The sequence below is a fragment of the Altererythrobacter sp. B11 genome (assembly GCF_003569745.1).
Taxonomy (GTDB): domain Bacteria; phylum Pseudomonadota; class Alphaproteobacteria; order Sphingomonadales; family Sphingomonadaceae; genus Croceibacterium_C.
Genome location: NZ_AP018498.1, coordinates 150,260 through 167,755 on the forward strand (window position 1 = coordinate 150,260; position 17,496 = coordinate 167,755).

Consider the following 17,496-nt stretch of genomic DNA (forward strand, 5'->3'; position numbering starts at 1 on the left):
CAGATGTGGTATTTCTCCTGGATCCTCGGCGTCGGCCTCGCGGTCGGGTTCGGCATCCTCAATGGCATATGGCACGAATTCCAGACCGATCCCGAGGATCGCGACAAGACCGTGCTGGATTGAAGATAGCTGGATTCCCGCCTTCGCGGGAATGACGAGAGAAGGGCGCGGCCCGCGCCGTCAGAGCGCGTCCTTCGCAGGCTCAGGACGAGCGGATGGGGGCAATAGCGAACCCCGCTGGGGACGTCTCTCCCCCCTTCGTCATCCCCGCGCAGGCGGGGATCCAGGGCGGCAGGCGCAGCGCCCAAACCGGATTCCCGCCTGCGCGGGAACGACGAGGGGGCGGTGGGGGCCAGTGCCTAGCGCGGCTTCTCCGCCACCATTGCGTCCCAGCTGGCCCAGTCGATCGCGCGGCCCGGATAGGCGACCTTGGCGAAGGGCCATTCCTTTTTCACCCAGGCCTGCACCCAGTCATACAGCTCGGCGTCGAAGCCGGCGTCATACTCCGCCTTGGTGACCCACAGGCGGACGACGGCGTCATAGCCCGGCACCGGACTGGGGGAGACATAGACGCTGCCCCGCTCCCGGCTGCCATCGGGCGTCAGCACGCCATAAGCGAAGGATTTACGCGCCGCGAAACGCGCCTGTTCGCCCTCCATGTCGCGCATCGCATCGGCATCGTTAAGGCCTTCGCGGGGCCAGTCCGTGCTGCGCGAGAAGGTCTGCTGCAGGTGCGGAATGGACGACATATAGGCGTCGAAATCCAGCTTCACGAGATCGGGGCCGAGCGGCACGAGCGTGAAGCCGGGGCCTTCGGCGCGCTGCGGAACCGCGAAATCGGCCGGAACGAAGGGCGCCGGCGCCTGTGTCGCAGCGGGGGCGGCTTCCTGCGCCTGTGCCGGAACGCTCGCCATCGCCAGCAACGCCAGCGCCAGACCCATGCTCGCGGTCTTCACATTCATTCCGTCACCCCCTGAAAGCTGCGGTCAGCCGCGCCCGATCGGGCCGCCCGCCACGCGCCTAACACGAAGGCCGGACGCGGGGGATGCGTATTCTGGACACCCCGCCGAGGAAGTGCCTACTCCGCTGCCACGCGGTGCAGCTTGCGCCCGGCCTCGCCCGCCTCCACGGTGAAGCGCGCCAGCACGTGATCGGTGTAGCGGGGCTCGTAAATGGTCGACATGGCGATGTAATCCGCCTGCGCCCGCTCCGGCGTGAGCGTCAGCAGGATATAGCCCTTGGCGCGCTGGTCGCACAGTTCCACTTCGGGATTGGCCGCCGCCAGCAGATCGCCCAGCGGGATTTCCGGCAGGGAATCGCCGATCGACGGGCTGCTGATCGCGCTGGTGCCGAATTCCACCGCCACCGGGTTGCCCTGCGCATCGGCCAGATTGTTTGCCCAGAAGGCGTGGCTGTCCCCCGCCAGCACCAGCGGCTGCGATCCGGCGCGGCGGAAGCCGGCATAGAGCCGCTCGCGCGCGGCGGGATAGCCATCCCAGCTGTCGAGATTGAACGGCAGCCCGGCGCGATAGCCGGCCTGCGCCGCCATCACCTGCTGCCGCGTCGCCTCCGGCAGGGCGGCGAACATGGCGGCCGCGCGATCCTTGCCGAACAGCTGCTCGACATCCGGGCCGGCGACGCGCGCCATGACCACCTGATTGCCCAGGATCTGCCAGGGCACGCCGGCTGACACGGATTGCGCCAGCCCCTGTTCCAGCCATTCGCGCTGCGGCGCGCCCAGCATTTCCCGGTCTTCACGGTTGCGCACCGCCAGCACGCGCCCGATGGCGTCCGCCGTGGGCGTCGCGCCCTTAAAATCGGCCTGCTCGCTGCGCGCCAGAAGCCGCGTTTCCACCATCATCAGCGTGGCGAGATCGCCGAAGGCGAAGCTGCGGTTGATCGCTTCCCACGGATTGCCTGGTGCGGGATCGCGGATCGGCATCCATTCGAAATAGGCCTGCAGCGCCGCCGCCTTGCGCGCCTGCCAATCGCCTTCGGTTTCGGGCTGGTGGTTTTCGGCGCCGTTCACCCAGCTGTCGTTCGCCGTTTCGTGATCGTCCCACACGCAGATGAAGGCGGCGCGAGCATGGGCCGCCTGCAGCATGGGATCGGTCTTGTACCAGGCATGGCGCCGGCGATAATCCGCCAGCGTCACGATCTCATGCTCGGGCTCCAGCCTGCGGCCGATGCGCGCGCCAATTTCCGCGCCATAGCCGTCAGCGCCATATTCATAGATGTAGTCACCCAGATGGACCACGGCATCCAGCCGCTCCAGCCGGGCGATGGAATCATAGGCGTTGTAATAGCCGCCGAGGAACAGCTGGCAGGTGACCACGGCCAGCGCCGCATCGGCCGTGCGGCCGCGCGGCAGGGTGCGGAAGCGGCCGATGGGCGACGTGCTGCCGTCGGCCAGGGTGAACCAGTACCAATAGTCCTTTCCCGCAGTGAGACCGGCGGGTTCCACCTTCACGGTGAAATCGCGCGCGGAGCGGGCTTCCGCCTCGCCGCTCTTCACCGGATCGCCGCCTTCGCTCTCCGCCACATGCCAGGTGACCGGGATGGCGCCGGCATGGGCCTCATCGGCCGGGGTTACGCGGGTCCACAGCACGGCCCCGCCGGTGGTGGGATCGCCGCTGGCGACGCCGTGCAGGAAGGCGGCCTGTGCCGCCTGCTGCTGGGCATGGAGGCCGGCCACGGGCAGGACTGCGCCCGTGCCGATGACGCCCAATGCGGCGCGGCGATTCATCCTCATGACTACCCTCCGAAGCGGAAGCTGGCGGAAATGCCGTAGAAACGCGGGGCGCCGGCGATGAAGGTGGGCAGGCCCAGACTGTCCCCCGTGTTGCCCGCGTCCATGATGTATTCCTGGTCGAACAGGTTCTCCACGAAGGCCTCCACCCGCCAGGCCGCATCCGGCGCGGCATAGCCCAGCCGCGCGTTCACCAGCGCGTAGCCACCCTGGAACTCGTCGACGATATTGTCCGCCACCAGCGCGGCCGGGGGCTGCTGCAGATCGCTGCGATCGTTGTCGTCATCGAAGAAGACCTTCGATTGCCAGGTGAGCGTGGGAGAGAATTCCACCCGGCCGGCACCTGCCGGAACGCCCAGTATCGCGCCCAGCGAGGCGCTGTGATCGGGCGAGAGGCGGAAGCGATTGCCGTCGCGCACGCCTGTGGTGAAGCGGCTGTGGTTGTAGGCATAGGTGCCGAACAGGCTGACGATGTCGCTGGGCGCCCAGCGGATCTGGCCTTCGAAGCCATAGCTTTCGGCCTTGCCGGCGTTGGTGACGACAAATTGCGTGCCCTGCTGCTCCGTCGTCTGGAAATTGTCGTACTGATAGAAGAACGCCGCGCCGTCGAGGAACAGCGTGCGATCGGCCAGCGCCGTCTTGGCGCCGAGTTCGAAACTGTCCACCGTCTCCGAAGGCAGCAGGTCGAAGTCGGTGGCCGCGAAGGGAACGCCAGGGGCACTGGCGGCCAGCACCTGCGGACGGCGTCCGCGCGAATAGGTGGCATAGATGCTGGCGTCGGCGCTGGGGATGTAGCGCGCGGTGAGGCGCCAGGAGAACCCGCCGTTGTCATTCTCCGCAATGTCCGCATCGCCGTTGTTGGCCGTGGGCTGCGTGCCGAGGCCGAAGAGCGGGACGGGGAACAGGACGGAGGGCGGAATGCTCGCCGCGCCCGGCGTCGCGAGCGCGGTAAGCAGAGCCGTGGGATCGCCGCCCGCTGCCGCAATGCTCTGCGCCGCGATCACGCCGCCGAGGATCGACCGACCGTTGAGCACGGCCGAGCTGTAGCTGCTGCGCTTGTCGTCATGGCTGTAGCGCACGCCGCCGCCGATCTCGAACCGGTCGGACAGGCGATAGGTCACGTCGCCGAACAGGTCGAAGGCGGTGGTGCGCGAACCGTTGGTGGACGTTTCCAGATGGCCCGTCTTCATATTGGCGGCGATGCCCGCGGCCAGCGGCGCGGGCAGGCCGAAGGCGCGCTGCAGGATGCCGCTGGTGAGCGCGGCATTGTCGATCACACTGATGGGGGCGGGCGTATCGGCCGGCCGGCCGGGCAACACGCCGCCGCCATTCAGCGCCCCGGCCAGCGTGGCCAGCGCCGCACGCTCGTCGAACTGAGCAGGGCTACGCTGTTCGCCCTTCTCCCAGAAATAGCTGGCGCCCACGAAGGCCGACAGCGGGCCATCCTCGAAGCTCAGCCGCAGTTCCTGGCTGAACTGCTTGCCCCAGGCGTCCTCTGCCGCGGTGAGCACCGGCAGCGAGATGCCATCCGCATCGAAGATCTCCAGCGCATCGAACCGGCGGAAGGCGGTGATGGAATTGAGGGTGACGCGATCGCTGAGCTCGTAGCCCGCAAGCGCGGTGATGCCCCACACCTCGCGATCAAGTCCCAGCTCGCTGCCATCGGGGAAGTCGGCCGCCGCGGCCAGCGCCGCGCCGCTGTTGCGCCCGCGGTCCCCCAGCACCTCGCCGGTCGTCGGATCGGTGGGATTGAAGGCGATGGACTTGAAGGCGGTGCCGGCCGGCTCGTCCTTCTGGTAGTTACCGATCAGGTCGAAGGTCAGCGCGCCCGTTTCGGCATGCAGCGATCCGCGCACCGCGCTCGTATCGGCGGAGTTGAAATCCTCCCCGCCCAGCAGGTTCTCCACATAGCCGTCGCGCTGCCGCACGCGCCCCGCGATGCGCAGGGCCACGTCGTCACCCAGCGGGGCGTTGGCCATGCCTTCGATGCTCCAGGCATCGTAATTGCCATAGGAGCCCTTGGCGAAGACTTCGGCCACGCCCAGTTCGGCCTTGTTCTGGATGATGTTGACGGCACCGATCAGGGCGCCGCGGCCATAGAGCGTCGATTGCGGCCCTTTGGCCACCTCCACCCGCTCGACATCGAACAGCTCCACATAGGAGCCGCGCGACTTGGAGATGGAGACGCCATCCTGATAGACCGACACGCGCGGCTCGGTCGTCGCCTCGCCGCTGTCGGAGGTGATGCCGCGCATCACGAAGCCGGGATTGTTGGGCGACTGGTTCTGCACCTCGAAGCCGGGGGTGAAGCGCGAAAGATCGTCAAACTCGTCGATGCCGAAGCGATCGAGTTCCTCCGCGCTCAGCACGCTCAGCGTCATCGGTACGTCGATCGGATCCTGCTCGCGCAATTGCGCCGTCACGGTGATCGTGTTCTCGCCCGGCGCCTCCTCCGCGCTTTCGGCGCGGGCGGCGGATGCTGCAGCAAGCGAGGCGAGGCTGGCAGCGGCCAGCGTACAGGTTCGAAATCTCATGAGAACTACCTTTCTTCGCGGCGGTTAGAACCGATGCGTTAAAGGCGGATGACAGCGCAATGCCCCGCGAAGCACAGGCTTACGTTGACGTATCAACATGCCTGCGGCATCGTCCCTGCAAGGCCCCCGCAAAGAGGGTGAACCGCGATTGAATCGCATGGAGGGAGAGTGGCAGTGGCGCGACAGGATCAGGATCTGCTGTCCCCGCGATACCGGCGGATGTTCGTGCTGGTGGTGTCGCTCATCGCGGTGTTCAATTTCGCCGATCGCGCTGTGTTCGCCGCGCTTGCGCAGCAGATCAAGGTCGACCTTGGCCTGACGGACCTCGACCTCGGCATCCTGCAGGGGCTAGCCTTCGCCTTCCTCTACGCCCTGCTCGGCCTGCCCATCGGCCGCCTGGCGGAGCGCACATCGCGGGTGAAGATCCTGGCGGTGGCAATCACCGTCTGGTCGGTGGCCACCATGGCCTGCGGGGTTGCCGGCGGCTTCCTGCACCTGCTGCTGTGCCGGGTGGCGGTGGGTGTAGGGGAGTCGGGCGCGCAGCCGGCCACGGCATCGCTGGTGGGCGATCACTTTCCGCGGGACCGGCGCGCCTCGATCATGGGGGTGATCATGCTGGGTTCGCCCATCGGCACCTTCCTGGGTGCGGCGGTGGGCAGCTGGATCGCCGGCATCTGGGGCTGGCGCGCCGCCTTCGTCGCGCTCGGCCTGCCGGGCGTGCTGGTGGGCGTGCTGATCGTCCTGCTGCTGCGTGAGCCGCCGCGCGGGCTGGTGGACCGGCTGCCGCCGTCCCCCAAGCCGGCGCCGGACTTCAAGGCCTTCCTGAAAGTGGTCTTGCGGAAGAAGAGCCTGCTGTTCGTCATCCTGGGCGGCTCTCTGGCGGGCTTCGGCATGACCTCGATCTCGCAGTTCCTCGCGATCTTCCTGATCCGCATGTATGATCTGCCGGTCGCCTTCGGGGGCACGCTTTACGGCGTTATATCCGGCGTATCGCTGGGCACGGGGCTGCTGGTGGGATCCTTCGGCACGGACTGGCTTGCCCGCCAGCGCGACGAACGCTGGCCCGCCTGGGGTGCCGCCGCCGGCCTGGTGATCGCGCCGCCGCTGTACTGGATCGCCTTCAGCACGGAATCGCTCGTCCTCGGCACGATCCTGCTGATCGTCGCCGGATCCTCGCTGCTGCTCTATTACGGGCCGACGCAGGGCCTGATCCAGAACATGCTGGAGCCGCGCATGCGCGCCACCGGCATTGCGCTGTTCAGCATCCTCTACACCATCTTCGGCTATGGCCTCGGCCCCACCTTCGTTGGCTGGCTGAGCGACCGCTATGCCGCCGGCGACTATGCCGGGCCGGGCGACTATCTGGCGCAATGCCATGATACGAAAGCGGCGCTGGCCCGCGCCGCGGGCGGCACGGATTATTGCGCGCTGGCGGCCAGCCACGGCGTGCAGGCGGCGCTGATGACTTCGGTCAGCGTGTTCTTCGTCGCCGCGCTGTGCTTCCTCATCGCCTCGCGCACGCTGCGCGAGCATTATTACGTTTCCGGCGAGGAGGCATGAGCGAGGGCAGCTTCCGATCCTGGTTCGAGACCTATCTCGCCGCTTTCAACGCCGGGGATTTCCCCCGTTTCGGCGCTTACTATGCCGATGATGTGGTCTTTCACGGGCAGGCGGCGCAGGTCACCGGGCGGGAGGCGGTGCTCGATTTCTACCGCGTGGTCCGCGACTATCTCGAAGAGACGGTGGAGGTGCTGATCTTCGTCGGTGCGCCCGATCGCCGCGGCTTGATCGCGGAATTGCGCACGACATTGGTGGCCGTGCGGGACTGGCCCGAGATGCCCACGGGCGCCATGCGCAAGGGCGACTGCCGCCAGAGCATCAATTTCATTTCCTATCGCATCGCGGACGATCGCTTCACGAGCATTCGCACGGCGAATTACGCCCGCTTCAACGGGCGCCAGCCATGACGCCCGAAAGCCGCTTTCGCGCCTATATCGACGCCTTCAACGCCGGGGACTGGCAAAAGCTGGTCACCTTCTACGCCCCCGACGTGCAATTGGTGATCGGCAACGGGACGGAGCTGATCGGCCGTGAGGCAATCGTGGCCTTCTACACCCGCGTGCGCGCGCAGGCCCGCCGTACGATCGAAATCGTGGACTGCTTCCACGAGGGCGGCATTCTGGCGGCGGAGCTGGAATCCGAATTCGTGGTGCTGGCGGATCTCGACGATTTCCTGGGCCGCCCGGTGCGGCAGGGGGATCGGCATTATGTGAACAGCCTGGTGTTGTACGAATATGACGGTGCCGTGTTCACCCGCATCCGCGCCGCCACGATCACCCGCGAGTTCCGCCCGGCGGCCATCCACCGGTGATCCCGCCGCCGGAACCCGGCGCTTCTTCGATGCAGTGGCTCTTGCATTCGGCACACGCAATTGGCAGCGATCCGCCACGATGAAGCTCCCGGCGATGTGGAACCTGTTTGGCGACGATCACGTCCCGTATCAGCTGCTGCTGCTGGCCAAGCTGATCGATCGCCATTCGGCGCGGCAATTGCAGGCGGAGCATGGCCTTTCGCTGGCAGAGTGGCGGGTGCTGGCCTTCATCGGCTCCTCCGGCCCGGCCAGCGCGAGCGAGATAGGCACCGCGGGGGAGATCGACCGGGCGGAAATCAGCCGCGCCGTATCGAAGCTGCTGGAGGCGGGCCTCGTCCAGCGCCACCCATGCGAGTCCAATCGCCGCCGCCTGATCATCAGCGTGACGCCTGCCGGGCAGGCGAAGTTCGAACAGGTCCGGGCGGATCGGCGAAAGTTCTTCGCAGAGATCACCGCATCGCTGTCGCAACAGGATCGCGCGCGGCTTTCGGGCGACCTGGAGGTGATGGCGCGCAACATCCTGGGCGCAGAAGGGGCGTAGCGGCGCCCCTGCCCGCCCCCTCGCCCCGTCTGTGGAGAGGGGGCGCGGCGCGATTTCCCTAGGAGCCATGATGATGTTCGGCTTTATGCATGGCTTGCATTGGCAGGGGAAAGCGGGCGACGCAGCGCCCGCGAACACGCGGGAGTAGCGAGTGCCGACCATTCTTGATGTCGCGCGACATGCCGGCGTATCGATGAAGACCGTCTCGCGCGTGCTCAATCAGGAAGCCCATGTGCGCCCTGCGCTGCAGGCCAAGGTCAAGGAGGCCGTGGAGGCGCTTGGCTATCGCCCCAATCTCGCGGCGCGCCAGCTGGCCGGGCAGAGATCCTTCATCATCGCCTATCCCTTCAACAATCCCAGCCCCGCCTACATCACCGAAGTGCTGATGGGCGCAGCGCGCGCCTGCCGCGACAAAGGCTATCACCTCGTGTCGGAGCCGATCGACCTTGGCGAAGAGGCGCTGGAGATGATCGAGCGGCTGGTCCGGACGCTCCGGCCCGACGGAATGATCCTGACGCCGCCCCTGTGCGACATGGCCCGCGTGGTGGAGCATGTGGAGCGGCTGAAGGTGCCGCTGGTGCGCATCGCGGGCGGGCTCGACCTCTACGGGGAAGCCATCCAGATGGATGATCGCGCCATTTCCCGCGAGATGGTGGCGCATCTGGTGCAGCAGGGCCACCGGCGGATCGGCTTTGTGCTGCCGCATCCCGATCATGCCATGGCCCAGTCGCGCTATCGGGGCTATCTCGATGGACTGGGAGATGCGGGCATCGCGCCGGAGGAGAGCCTGATCCGCCCCGGACGGTTCGATGTTGAGTCGGGCGCCGAGGCCGCCCATGCCCTGCTCGACCTGCCGCAGCCCCCCACAGCGATCTTCGCCGCCAATGACTACATGGCGCTTGGCGCGATGCGGGTGGCGCATTCCCGCGGCCTCGCGATACCGGGCGACGTCGCCATCGCCGGGTTCGACGATTCCTCCGGCAGCCGCCTTGCCTTCCCCGCCCTGACGACCGTGCGCCAGCCGGTGCGAGCGCTGGGCGAAACCGCGGCGGCCATGCTGCTGGGCGAGAAGGTGGATCTCTCGCAGCTGCGGCATGAACTGCTGATCCGCCCGTCCACGGCGATTTGTTGACAGCGTTGGCACCCGGCGGGATATACCATTGCCGCAGCCGCATTTCACGGCGCCTGGGGAGGGGACGAGAGGATGGCCAGACAGGCGCAAGCAACCAGCGCATTCGCCACGGTGACGGCGCTGTTCTTCGGGTGGGGCTTCATCACCTCGCTGGTCGATCCGCTGATCGCCGCCGTGAAGAGCATTTTCAGCCTGAGCAATGTGGAGGCGCAGCTGAGCGCCTTCGCCTTCTTCATCGCCTATGGCGTGGTCTCTCTGCCCGCCGCGCTGATCGTTGCGCGCCTGCGGCAGGTGCGCGGCGTGCTGCTGGCGCTGGCGCTGATGACGCTCGGCTGCTTCGTGATCCTGCTCGCCAGCAATGCGGCCCTGTATGAAGGCGTGCTGCTCGGCCTGTTCGTGATCGCCAGCGGCATCACCATTCTGCAGGTGGCGGCCAATCCGCTCGCGGCGGCACTCGGCCCGCCGGAACGAAGCCATTTCCGCCTCACCTTCGCGCAGGCCTTCAATTCGCTTGGCACTGTGCTGGGGCCGCTGCTTGGCGCCGGGCTGCTGCTGCAGGGCCTGGAAGCCCGCACCGGCGAAGCGCTGGATGCCGCGACCCGCGAATCCGCCCTCTCCGCGATCGACACGGCCTTCCTCCTGATCGCGGCGCTCATCGTGCTGCTCGGCCTCTTCATTGCCGTGATGCGCAAGCGGATCGAGGCATCTGCTCCCCCGCCCGCCCCCGCCGCATCCGTCGGGCAAACGATCGGCGCCGCCCTGTCCTCGCGCTGGGCGCTGCTGGGCGGCCTGGCGATCTTTCTTTACGTGGGCGCGGAAGTGTCGATTGGCGCGCAGATGGCGCTCTTCCTCCATTCGCCCGACGTGTGGGACATTCCGCTGCAGCGCGCCGGCTATTTCGTCAGCCTTTACTGGCTGGGCGCGATGATGGGCCGCTTCGTGGGCTCGGGCCTGATGATCCGCATCCCGGCCTACCGCCTGCTGATGGTCGCAACGGCGGCCGCAGCGACCCTGTGCCTGGTGGTGTTCCTGCTGGGCGGCGGCATCGGCGGTTACGCGGCGCTGGCCGTGGGCCTGTGCAACTCGATCATGTTCCCGACGATCTTCACGCTGACGCTGGAACGCTCCACCGCCAGCGAGGAAGCAACGGCGGGCTTCCTGTGCACGGCCATCGTGGGCGGGGCCTTCCTCCCGCTTCTAGCAGGCGCGATCTCGGATGCCGCCGGCTATGCCCAATCCTTCATCCTGCCCGCGCTGTGCTACCTGGGGCTCTGCGCCTTCGCAATGGCGGCAGGCCGCGCGATTGTCCGCCGGGGAGAGGAAGCGGATCCCGCGCTCAACGCGGCGCATTGAAGCGCTCGAGCAGAACGCGGTGGCAATGGCAGATCAATCCGGCGATCGATTCACCCGCAGCTAGGGGTTCATGTCCGGCATGTTCCTCTGAACACGAGCGTTTACGGATCACACCTTTTCCACCGCGAGCGCGAGGCCCATGCCGACCCCCACGCAAAGGGTGGCGAGGCCAAACCGGCCCTCGCTTTCCTCCAGCTCTTGCACCAGGGTCAGCGCGAGCCGGGCCCCGGACATCCCGAGCGGATGACCGAGCGCGATCGCGCCGCCGCTGCGATTGACGTGCTCCGCGTCATCGGCGAGGCCGAGCGAGCGGAGCACCGCCAGGCTCTGGCTTGCGAAAGCTTCGTTCAGCTCGATCGCGTCAAAATCGTCAATAGACAGGCCGAGGCGCGCCATGAGCTTTTGCACGGCGGGCACGGGCCCGATCCCCATTACGCGCGGCTCCACGCCGGCGGCGGCCATGCCCATGATGCGCGCGCGTGGCACCAGCCCGTGGCGTTTTGCCGCTTCCTCGCTGGCGATGAGGATCGCCGCAGCGCCGTCGTTGATGCCCGACGCATTGCCGGCCGTCACCGTCCCGCCGGGCGGGAACAGCGGCCTGAGAGCAGACAGGGACGCGAGCGAACTGTCGGGTCGCGGATGCTCGTCAGCGCTGATCTCGATCGTCTCGCCCCGAGACTTCCCGGGAGCGATTACCGACACGATCTGCGCGGCATGGAATCCGCGCGACACGGCAGCGCGCGTGCGCAGCTGACTCCGCAGGGCAAAGGCGTCCTGGTCGTCTCGGCTGATCTTGAACAGTTCAGCGACGTTTTCGCCGGTGCGCGGCATGGTATCGGTTCCATACCGATCATGCAGCGCGGGGTTCACGAAGCGCCATCCCATGGTGGTGTCCATCAGCGCCTGGTCGCGCGCGAAAGCGGCGCCAGCCTTGCCCATGACATAGGGTGCCCGGCTCATGCTTTCGACGCCACCTGCGATGGCAAGCTCCATCTCTCCCGCCCGGATAGCCCGTGCGGCGCTGCCGACCGCTTCGAGCCCGGAAGCACACAGCCGATTGATCGTGACGCCCGGCACCGAGGGGGGAAGCCCCGCGAGCAGCAGGCTCATGCGGGCGACGTTGCGATTGTCTTCCCCGGCCTGATTGGCGCAGCCGTAGAAGACTTCCTCCACGGCTGACGGGTCGAGCGAAGCATTGCGATCCATGAGCGCCGTGAGCGGCACCGCCCCCAGATCGTCGGCCCGCACGCCGGCCAAGCCGCCGCCGTATCGCCCGATCGGTGTACGGACGGCATCACAGATGAACGCTTCGCTCATGCGCGACTCCGGGGCTCAAGGTCGTTTGCGGATGATGGCGCCGAGGATAAATCGAGGCCGGTCAGGCCGCGCAGCTTGTCGATGCTCATGCCCTCCACCATCTCGATCACCGCGGCCCCGCCAGCCCCAACCGAGAATATGGCGAGATCGGTGTACACGCGGCTGACGCAGGCGAGGCCGGTGAGCGGATAGGTGCATTTTTCCACGAGCTTGCTCTCGCCGTGCCGGGTCAGCAGCTCCATCATCACGAAGGTCTGCTTTGCGCCGATCGCCAGGTCCATCGCGCCCCCGACCGCCGGGATGGCATCCGGCTGGCCGGTATGCCAGTTGGCGATGTCTCCGCTCGCGGACACCTGATAGGCACCGAGAACGCAGATATCGATATGTCCACCGCGCATCATGGCGAAGCTGTCGCCATGATGGAAGAAAGCGCCCCCCTTCAGCAGGGTTACGGCCTGCTTGCCGGCATTGATCAGGTCCCAGTCTTCCTCGCCGGGATCGGGAGCCGGCCCCATTCCGAGCAGGCCATTCTCGCTCTGCAGGAGGATCTCGCGTCCCTGTGGCAGGAAATCTGCAATTCGCGTCGGCAGGCCGATCCCCAGATTGACGCAGGCGCCTTCGGGAATGTCCTGCGCCACGCGCGCGGCCATCTGATCACGGTCGAGGCGCCTCGTCATGCGGCAGCCTCCGCAGGATAGCTGCTCACTTCGGCCGACTGGGCGATCTCGACCACATGCTGCACGAATATGCCGGGCGTCACGATTGCTTCGGGATCGAGCACGCCGAGCGCCACGATCTGCGACACCTGGGCGATACAGATCCGCCCCGCCATCGCCATGAGCGGGCCGAAATTGCGCGCGGTCTTGCGATAGACGAGATTGCCCCAGCGGTCGGCTCTGTATGCCTTGATCAGCGCGAAGTCGGCGGCGATGGGATATTCCAGAACATAGTCGCGGCCGTCGATGCGGCGGGTTTCCTTGCCGCGGGCAAGCTCGGTGCCGAACCCGGTTGGGGTGAAGATCGCCCCCAGCCCCGCCCCTGCCGCCTGGATCCTGGCCGCCAGATTGCCTTGCGGCACGAGCTCCAGTTCGATCTCCCCCTTTCGAAAGCGCGCGTCGAAATGGTGGGAATCAGCCTGACGAGGGAATGAGCAGATGATCTTCCGAACGCGCCCGGCCTTGATCAGCGCGGCAAGGCCGGTCTCCCCGTTCCCGGCATTGTTGCTGATGATCGTCAGTTCGCCGACCTCGCGCGCAATGAGCGCATCGATGAGTTCGTTGGGCATGCCTGCCGTCCCGAAGCCACCGATCATCACGGAAGCTCCGTCAAACACCTCGGCCACAGCGGCAGCGGCGGTGCGGGTCGTCTTATCGATCATGGGCGTTCTTCCGCTGGAGCGTGCGACTGGCAGAGCGCACGGGCAGAGCTCATCCCGAGCGGGTCTCTTCTGTTTCGAAGCGCGAGGCGATCAGGATCAGCAATCCGCCAACCGCCGCGGCAAATGCGACGATACCCATCGAATACCGGATCGCATCGGTCCCAAGGGAGGCGAAGACGGTGTCGTTCATGAGGCCTATGCTTGTCGGACCGATGAGATCAGCAAGCAGATTGCTGGCCAGCAGCGCAAAGGCCAGGCCCGTGGCGCGAAGCCCGGCCCCTGAGACATCCATGCAAATGGCGATCGTCGCCGCTTGCGAACCCATGATCAGCATGCCGGTGAGAAGATAGGCCGGCAGCCAGACCCAGTACGCATCCGCCATCAGATAGGTCAGTTCCGCGGGCGCGCCGAGCATCAGCATCACGCCGGGGACCCAGAACCTCCACCGATGATCGCGCCGCGCCATGCGATCGGTCAGCCAGGCGCCGATCAGCGATCCGAGCAACAGGGCGGGCCCCCGCGAGATACCCGAGATCATGCCGATCTCCGTCGAGGAGAGGTCGCGCACGCGCGTCAGGAAGGCGGGCGCCCATACGCTGTTCGCCTGAAGCGTGACGCCTGCCAGCGCAAAGCCGGTGATGACGAGGAGAAAGGTTGGAGAGCGTCGCCATTGCGCCCATGCCTGCCGGAGACTTACCGGGCGCACCTCGCGCCCGTCGGCGCCCTTTTCGCGATCCGGCTCACGGACGGTGAACATCATCAGGGGTACGAAGATGATCGCCGGTAATGCGAGGACGTAGAAGGAGGCTCTCCATCCGAAGGTTTCGGTGATGTAGCCGAGGCTGCTCATCATCACGAGGACGGTGATCGCGCCGAAGACGCGCAGGCTCGCGAGCGCCATGCGCAGGTTCTTGGGCGGAACGAGATCATTGACCATGGCGCTCGACGGCGCATTGCCCGATGCCTCGCCGATGCCCAGCAGCATGCGTGTGACCAGCAGCCCGGCGAAGCTCGTCACCATTCCCATCGCGCCGATGATCAGACTGTAAAATGCGAAGCCGATCGCGACGATGTTTCGCCGGCTGTAACGGTCCGCGAGCCGGGCCAGCGGAATTCCGGCGATGGCGTTGAGAAGGAAATAGCCGATCCCTGCGGCAAGGCTCATCTGGGTGTCCGTGGCGCCCAGATCGAGCTTTATAGGCTCGAGGTTGAGTGCGAGCAGCCCGCGATCGACCATGTTGAAGCCGGTCAGGACGCCGAGGATCGCCAAGGCCCACATCTGCCGGCGGGAGAATTTGCGCTTGGGCTGGTCCGCCTCAAGTCCGAGATCGCTGGCGCGCGCGTCCATGATCAGTCCTTCCGGCCAGAGCCGCGAGCGGCACCGGCTTCTGCAGGGTCGAGAAAGCCGTCACCATCGGTGTCGAGCGAGGGAAATCGGTCAGCATGGCCGCCGGCCTGCAACCATTCTGCCTGCGAGACGCGTCCGTCATGGTTCGCATCGCTCGAACCTAGCGCGCCCCGTTCGTCTTGAGTGGGGAGCCGTTCGGAGTCGAGCAGGCCGAGCGTACCCACTCCGGCCGCGGCAATCGCCAGCCCCAATCCCACCATCTGCGGTCGGTTCATCCACGCCTCTCCCAGGCAAAGCGGCGCCGATACCCCGACCCGCGCCTTCATAAAACCTATATAACTAGTTTTTAGGTCGGTAAAGGCTGAAGGTGAAATTGCGCCGATTTGCGGGAGCCGTGCCGCACGGCGCCCTTGGCTGTCTTACTTGGACTTGATGTTGAGCCTCACCACGTCGCCGCGATAGGTATTGCGCGCGAAGAGGACGAGAATGCCATCGCTGTCGGTGACGCAGCGCTCGATCTGGGCGACCGGCGCGTTGAGCGGAATGCGCAGCGCCGTGGAGGCTTCGAGATCGGCCACGCCGATCGTCATGATCTGTTCGACATCCGCGATTGTCAGGCCTTCGATATCTGCAATCAGCTTCAGCGCGGTCTTGCTGGTGAAAGCCGATCGCGGGATCTTGTTGGCCCAGCGTTCGGATATGAAAACATCCGCCACCATATAGGGCTGATCCTGCCGCCAGTGGCGCCGGTGCAGCCGGCGGTAAGCCACGTCCGGGACTCCGAACTCGATCCTGCCGGTGATCGGAACCTTCCGCTCCTCTTCGATCAGTTCGATCTGAGCGCCCTCGCGCGCCTGCAGCAGTCCGAGGAAGTTGGTCTCCAGCTGGCACCAGATCTGGTCACGCGGGGCGGCCGTTACAAAGGTGCCCTTGGCCCGATAGCGCCGGATCAGGCCCTCGTCCGCCAGCATGCCAAGCGCCTGCCGCACCGTTTCACGGGCGACGTCGTAGGATTGCGCAAGCTCGATAACGGTGGGGATCTGGCTGCCGACCTCCCATGTCCCGGTTTCAATCTGCCGCCGGAAGACAGCCGCCAGCTGGTGGTAGCGGGCGATCCCGCGGCTGCTGAGATCGGCTGTCGGTTTCGCCGCCGCATCATCGGGTGATTGCCTCGCGGCCTTCTGCGGAGCGCGCGCTTTCAAATTCGTCCTCCTTTCACGTCACGCCGACAGTAGCTGCCGCAATGCTTTACGCAAAAGGCTTTGATCATTGCCCATGATGAACCAGTTGGCGCCGAGTTGCGCGTAGCGCTGACGCTCGGCCTCGCTCGAGACCACCACGCCCTTGATCTTTTGGCTGTCGCGAACGTCGGAAAAGATGCGCAGGACAAGCTCCTCCACCACAGGCGCGGCCGTGTCGCCCTCCCCCATCGCGATCGCCAGATCAGCCCTGCCCACCACGATGCCGTCGACCCCGTCCACCTCGAGGATGTCCCGCGCACGCGCCGCGGCTTCGGGATGCTCGACCTGCACCAGGACCTGCGAGCGGTCGCCGGTCGCAATAATGTCGCGCATCGTCATCGACCCGTAGGACGCGTGGCGCGGCGCGCTCGAAAAGCCTCGCGTCCCGCCGACGTAGCGAGCCCGGCCCACCGCGTCGCGCGCAGCCTCTACCGAAGCGATATGGGGAACCATCACTCCTGCGGCGCCGAGGTCCAGTGCGCTGCCGATCGAGTGTCCGGCAGCATCGGGTACCCGCACGAAGAGTGGCAGCCGGGCGGCGCGGCCCGCCAGCATCATCAGGTCGATCATGGCGCGGTCGAATGGCCCATGCTCCGCATCGATGACCGCGAAGTCGGGCCGCTCCAGGGCGATGAGCTCGACGATTTGCGGTGCGGGGGTCTTGATGAACAGCCCGCGCGGACCGTCCGGGATCATGCCGCCACCGGCGCAAGCGCAACATATTCGTCGGCGTTGAACACCCAACCCCTGGCGATGAAGTCGTCGCGCGGCGGGGCGAAGACATCCACCAGCACGTGGCGCCCCCCGCCGCTTCCCTCGGTGGTGTGAACGATCTCGGGCGGAATGATCATGACGCTAGCCGGCCCGGCGACCAGATGCTGATCCTCTTGCCAGAGATCGGCGTTACGCCCCCAGGGCGTGCGCAGGTGGTGGATGAAGGCTCCCTCAATGGCGAGCGAGGCCTGTTCGAAGTCCGTGTGCGCATGCGGGCTGAGGGCGCTGCGATCGCGGACACCATCGTATTCCACCCAGTTCAGGCTCATCGTCTCGCTCTGCACGAAGCGCAGGCGCCCGTTATCCGGTGGAATGGGGATGCTTGCGACCGGATGGATCCGCACTTCGCCGCGGCGGGCCACGCGCTGGTAAGGCCGGCCTACCGCCCGGATCCGCGGGTCATGCCCCGTGTGGTGGTCATCGGGTACCTCGCCGGCGACCGTGGAATCGGTCGCAAGCACAAACACCTCGCCCGCTTCCGGCACCGTAAGGGTGTAGGTTCCGGGCGGCACGATGGCGATCGCCTGTCCGGGCAACTCCGCCTCTCGGGCCCCGCTGAGGCGGGCACCAGTCCGGGGCAGTAAAATGATCAGCTCTGTCTCGGAAGCGATAGGAAATGGCGTGGCACTCCCTCCACACAGGCGTTCGACCGTGAAGTTCTGCGCCTTGGCGATGGCTCGTGCCGGCGCCTCCGCCGAAGGCTGAAGATCCACGAGCCGTGGCGGTTGAGGGTGCTGTGTCATGGGCAGCTGCTGCTT

At 66.5% G+C, this 17,496-nt stretch carries 18 protein-coding genes; 7 read left to right on the forward strand and 11 right to left on the reverse strand.

Annotated features, from left to right (window positions below):
* The first annotated feature begins 3 nt into the window (after positions 1-3).
* Positions 4-123 carry a cytochrome bd-I oxidase subunit CydX gene (gene cydX, locus AEB_RS00645; RefSeq protein WP_119081355.1) on the forward strand — a complete coding sequence of 40 codons (120 nt, stop codon included), beginning with the start codon at positions 4-6 and terminating at the stop codon, positions 121-123.
* Between the two features lie 236 nt (positions 124-359).
* Here cydX and AEB_RS00650 read toward each other — a convergent pair whose 3' ends face one another.
* The 3 genes from AEB_RS00650 to AEB_RS00660 form a co-directional block, all read right to left on the reverse strand.
* Entirely contained in the window at positions 360-962 is a 603-nt protein-coding gene (locus AEB_RS00650) for a twin-arginine translocation pathway signal protein (protein ID WP_119081356.1), read from the reverse strand.
* A 116-nt stretch (positions 963-1,078) separates the two neighbouring features.
* Positions 1,079-2,752 carry an alkaline phosphatase D family protein gene (locus tag AEB_RS00655; protein WP_119081357.1) on the reverse strand — a complete coding sequence of 558 codons (1,674 nt, stop codon included), beginning with the start codon at positions 2,750-2,752 and terminating at the stop codon, positions 1,079-1,081.
* Positions 2,753-2,754: 2 nt separating this feature from the next.
* Positions 2,755-5,283 (reverse strand): TonB-dependent receptor, encoded by a 2,529-nt coding sequence (locus AEB_RS00660; RefSeq protein ID WP_119081358.1) that lies wholly within the window; start codon positions 5,281-5,283, stop codon positions 2,755-2,757.
* Between the two features lie 174 nt (positions 5,284-5,457).
* Between AEB_RS00660 and AEB_RS00665 the strand changes: the two genes are divergently transcribed.
* The 6 genes from AEB_RS00665 to gluP all read left to right on the forward strand — a co-directional run bounded on the left by AEB_RS00665 (position 5,458) and on the right by gluP (position 10,680).
* Complete coding sequence (locus AEB_RS00665) at positions 5,458-6,843, forward strand: spinster family MFS transporter (RefSeq protein ID WP_119081359.1); 1,386 nt, start codon at positions 5,458-5,460, stop codon at positions 6,841-6,843.
* On the forward strand, positions 6,840-7,250 hold the full coding sequence (locus tag AEB_RS00670) for a nuclear transport factor 2 family protein (protein WP_119081360.1): 411 nt from the start codon (positions 6,840-6,842) through the stop codon (positions 7,248-7,250). Before AEB_RS00665 ends, AEB_RS00670 begins: the two co-directional genes overlap by 4 nt.
* Positions 7,247-7,654 (forward strand): nuclear transport factor 2 family protein, encoded by a 408-nt coding sequence (locus tag AEB_RS00675; RefSeq protein WP_119081361.1) that lies wholly within the window; start codon positions 7,247-7,249, stop codon positions 7,652-7,654. Before AEB_RS00670 ends, AEB_RS00675 begins: the two co-directional genes overlap by 4 nt.
* Positions 7,655-7,733: 79 nt before the next feature.
* Positions 7,734-8,195 (forward strand): MarR family winged helix-turn-helix transcriptional regulator, encoded by a 462-nt coding sequence (locus tag AEB_RS00680; protein WP_172592954.1) that lies wholly within the window; start codon positions 7,734-7,736, stop codon positions 8,193-8,195.
* Between the two features lie 151 nt (positions 8,196-8,346).
* Positions 8,347-9,327 carry a LacI family DNA-binding transcriptional regulator gene (locus tag AEB_RS00685; RefSeq protein ID WP_119081363.1) on the forward strand — a complete coding sequence of 327 codons (981 nt, stop codon included), beginning with the start codon at positions 8,347-8,349 and terminating at the stop codon, positions 9,325-9,327.
* Positions 9,328-9,399: 72 nt separating this feature from the next.
* Positions 9,400-10,680: a glucose/galactose MFS transporter gene (gluP, locus tag AEB_RS00690; RefSeq protein WP_119081364.1), complete on the forward strand. Its 1,281-nt coding sequence runs from the start codon at positions 9,400-9,402 to the stop codon at positions 10,678-10,680.
* Between the two features lie 108 nt (positions 10,681-10,788).
* Here the strand turns inward: gluP and pcaF are convergent, their stop codons facing one another.
* The 8 genes from pcaF to AEB_RS00730 all read right to left on the reverse strand — a co-directional run bounded on the left by pcaF (position 10,789) and on the right by AEB_RS00730 (position 17,481).
* Complete coding sequence (gene pcaF, locus AEB_RS00695) at positions 10,789-11,997, reverse strand: 3-oxoadipyl-CoA thiolase (RefSeq protein ID WP_119081365.1); 1,209 nt, start codon at positions 11,995-11,997, stop codon at positions 10,789-10,791.
* Positions 11,994-12,674, reverse strand: coding sequence for a 3-oxoacid CoA-transferase subunit B (locus AEB_RS00700; RefSeq protein ID WP_119081366.1), 681 nt, complete (start codon positions 12,672-12,674; stop codon positions 11,994-11,996). Before AEB_RS00700 ends, pcaF begins: the two co-directional genes overlap by 4 nt.
* On the reverse strand, positions 12,671-13,375 hold the full coding sequence (locus AEB_RS00705) for a 3-oxoacid CoA-transferase subunit A (RefSeq protein ID WP_119081367.1): 705 nt from the start codon (positions 13,373-13,375) through the stop codon (positions 12,671-12,673). Before AEB_RS00705 ends, AEB_RS00700 begins: the two co-directional genes overlap by 4 nt.
* A 49-nt stretch (positions 13,376-13,424) precedes the next feature.
* Positions 13,425-14,723 (reverse strand): MFS transporter, encoded by a 1,299-nt coding sequence (locus AEB_RS00710; protein ID WP_119081368.1) that lies wholly within the window; start codon positions 14,721-14,723, stop codon positions 13,425-13,427.
* Positions 14,724-14,725: 2 nt separating this feature from the next.
* Complete coding sequence (locus AEB_RS00715; RefSeq protein WP_172592955.1) at positions 14,726-14,998, reverse strand: hypothetical protein; 273 nt, start codon at positions 14,996-14,998, stop codon at positions 14,726-14,728.
* Between the two features lie 144 nt (positions 14,999-15,142).
* A complete protein-coding gene (locus tag AEB_RS00720) occupies positions 15,143-15,925 on the reverse strand; it encodes a GntR family transcriptional regulator (RefSeq protein WP_231958836.1) in 783 nt (260 codons plus the stop codon).
* An 18-nt stretch (positions 15,926-15,943) separates the two neighbouring features.
* Entirely contained in the window at positions 15,944-16,660 is a 717-nt protein-coding gene (locus AEB_RS00725) for an HpcH/HpaI aldolase family protein (protein WP_119081369.1), read from the reverse strand.
* Complete coding sequence (locus AEB_RS00730; protein WP_145985249.1) at positions 16,657-17,481, reverse strand: hypothetical protein; 825 nt, start codon at positions 17,479-17,481, stop codon at positions 16,657-16,659. Before AEB_RS00730 ends, AEB_RS00725 begins: the two co-directional genes overlap by 4 nt.
* Positions 17,482-17,496 lie beyond the last annotated feature (15 nt).

What these genes read in the sequence shown, in the direction of transcription:
- cydX (WP_119081355.1), top strand. Translation starts at nt 4, where the DNA reads ATGTGGTATTTCTCCTGGATCCTCGGCGTCGGCCTCGCGGTCGGGTTC.
- AEB_RS00650 (WP_119081356.1), bottom strand. Translation starts at nt 962, where the DNA reads ATGAATGTGAAGACCGCGAGCATGGGTCTGGCGCTGGCGTTGCTGGCG.
- AEB_RS00655 (WP_119081357.1), bottom strand. Translation starts at nt 2,752, where the DNA reads ATGAGGATGAATCGCCGCGCCGCATTGGGCGTCATCGGCACGGGCGCA.
- AEB_RS00660 (WP_119081358.1), bottom strand. Translation starts at nt 5,283, where the DNA reads ATGAGATTTCGAACCTGTACGCTGGCCGCTGCCAGCCTCGCCTCGCTT.
- AEB_RS00670 (WP_119081360.1), top strand. Translation starts at nt 6,840, where the DNA reads ATGAGCGAGGGCAGCTTCCGATCCTGGTTCGAGACCTATCTCGCCGCT.
- AEB_RS00675 (WP_119081361.1), top strand. Translation starts at nt 7,247, where the DNA reads ATGACGCCCGAAAGCCGCTTTCGCGCCTATATCGACGCCTTCAACGCC.
- AEB_RS00680 (WP_172592954.1), top strand. Translation starts at nt 7,734, where the DNA reads ATGAAGCTCCCGGCGATGTGGAACCTGTTTGGCGACGATCACGTCCCG.
- gluP (WP_119081364.1), top strand. Translation starts at nt 9,400, where the DNA reads ATGGCCAGACAGGCGCAAGCAACCAGCGCATTCGCCACGGTGACGGCG.
- pcaF (WP_119081365.1), bottom strand. Translation starts at nt 11,997, where the DNA reads ATGAGCGAAGCGTTCATCTGTGATGCCGTCCGTACACCGATCGGGCGA.
- AEB_RS00700 (WP_119081366.1), bottom strand. Translation starts at nt 12,674, where the DNA reads ATGACGAGGCGCCTCGACCGTGATCAGATGGCCGCGCGCGTGGCGCAG.
- AEB_RS00705 (WP_119081367.1), bottom strand. Translation starts at nt 13,375, where the DNA reads ATGATCGATAAGACGACCCGCACCGCCGCTGCCGCTGTGGCCGAGGTG.
- AEB_RS00710 (WP_119081368.1), bottom strand. Translation starts at nt 14,723, where the DNA reads ATGGACGCGCGCGCCAGCGATCTCGGACTTGAGGCGGACCAGCCCAAG.
- AEB_RS00715 (WP_172592955.1), bottom strand. Translation starts at nt 14,998, where the DNA reads ATGAACCGACCGCAGATGGTGGGATTGGGGCTGGCGATTGCCGCGGCC.
- AEB_RS00725 (WP_119081369.1), bottom strand. Translation starts at nt 16,660, where the DNA reads ATGATCCCGGACGGTCCGCGCGGGCTGTTCATCAAGACCCCCGCACCG.
- AEB_RS00730 (WP_145985249.1), bottom strand. Translation starts at nt 17,481, where the DNA reads ATGACACAGCACCCTCAACCGCCACGGCTCGTGGATCTTCAGCCTTCG.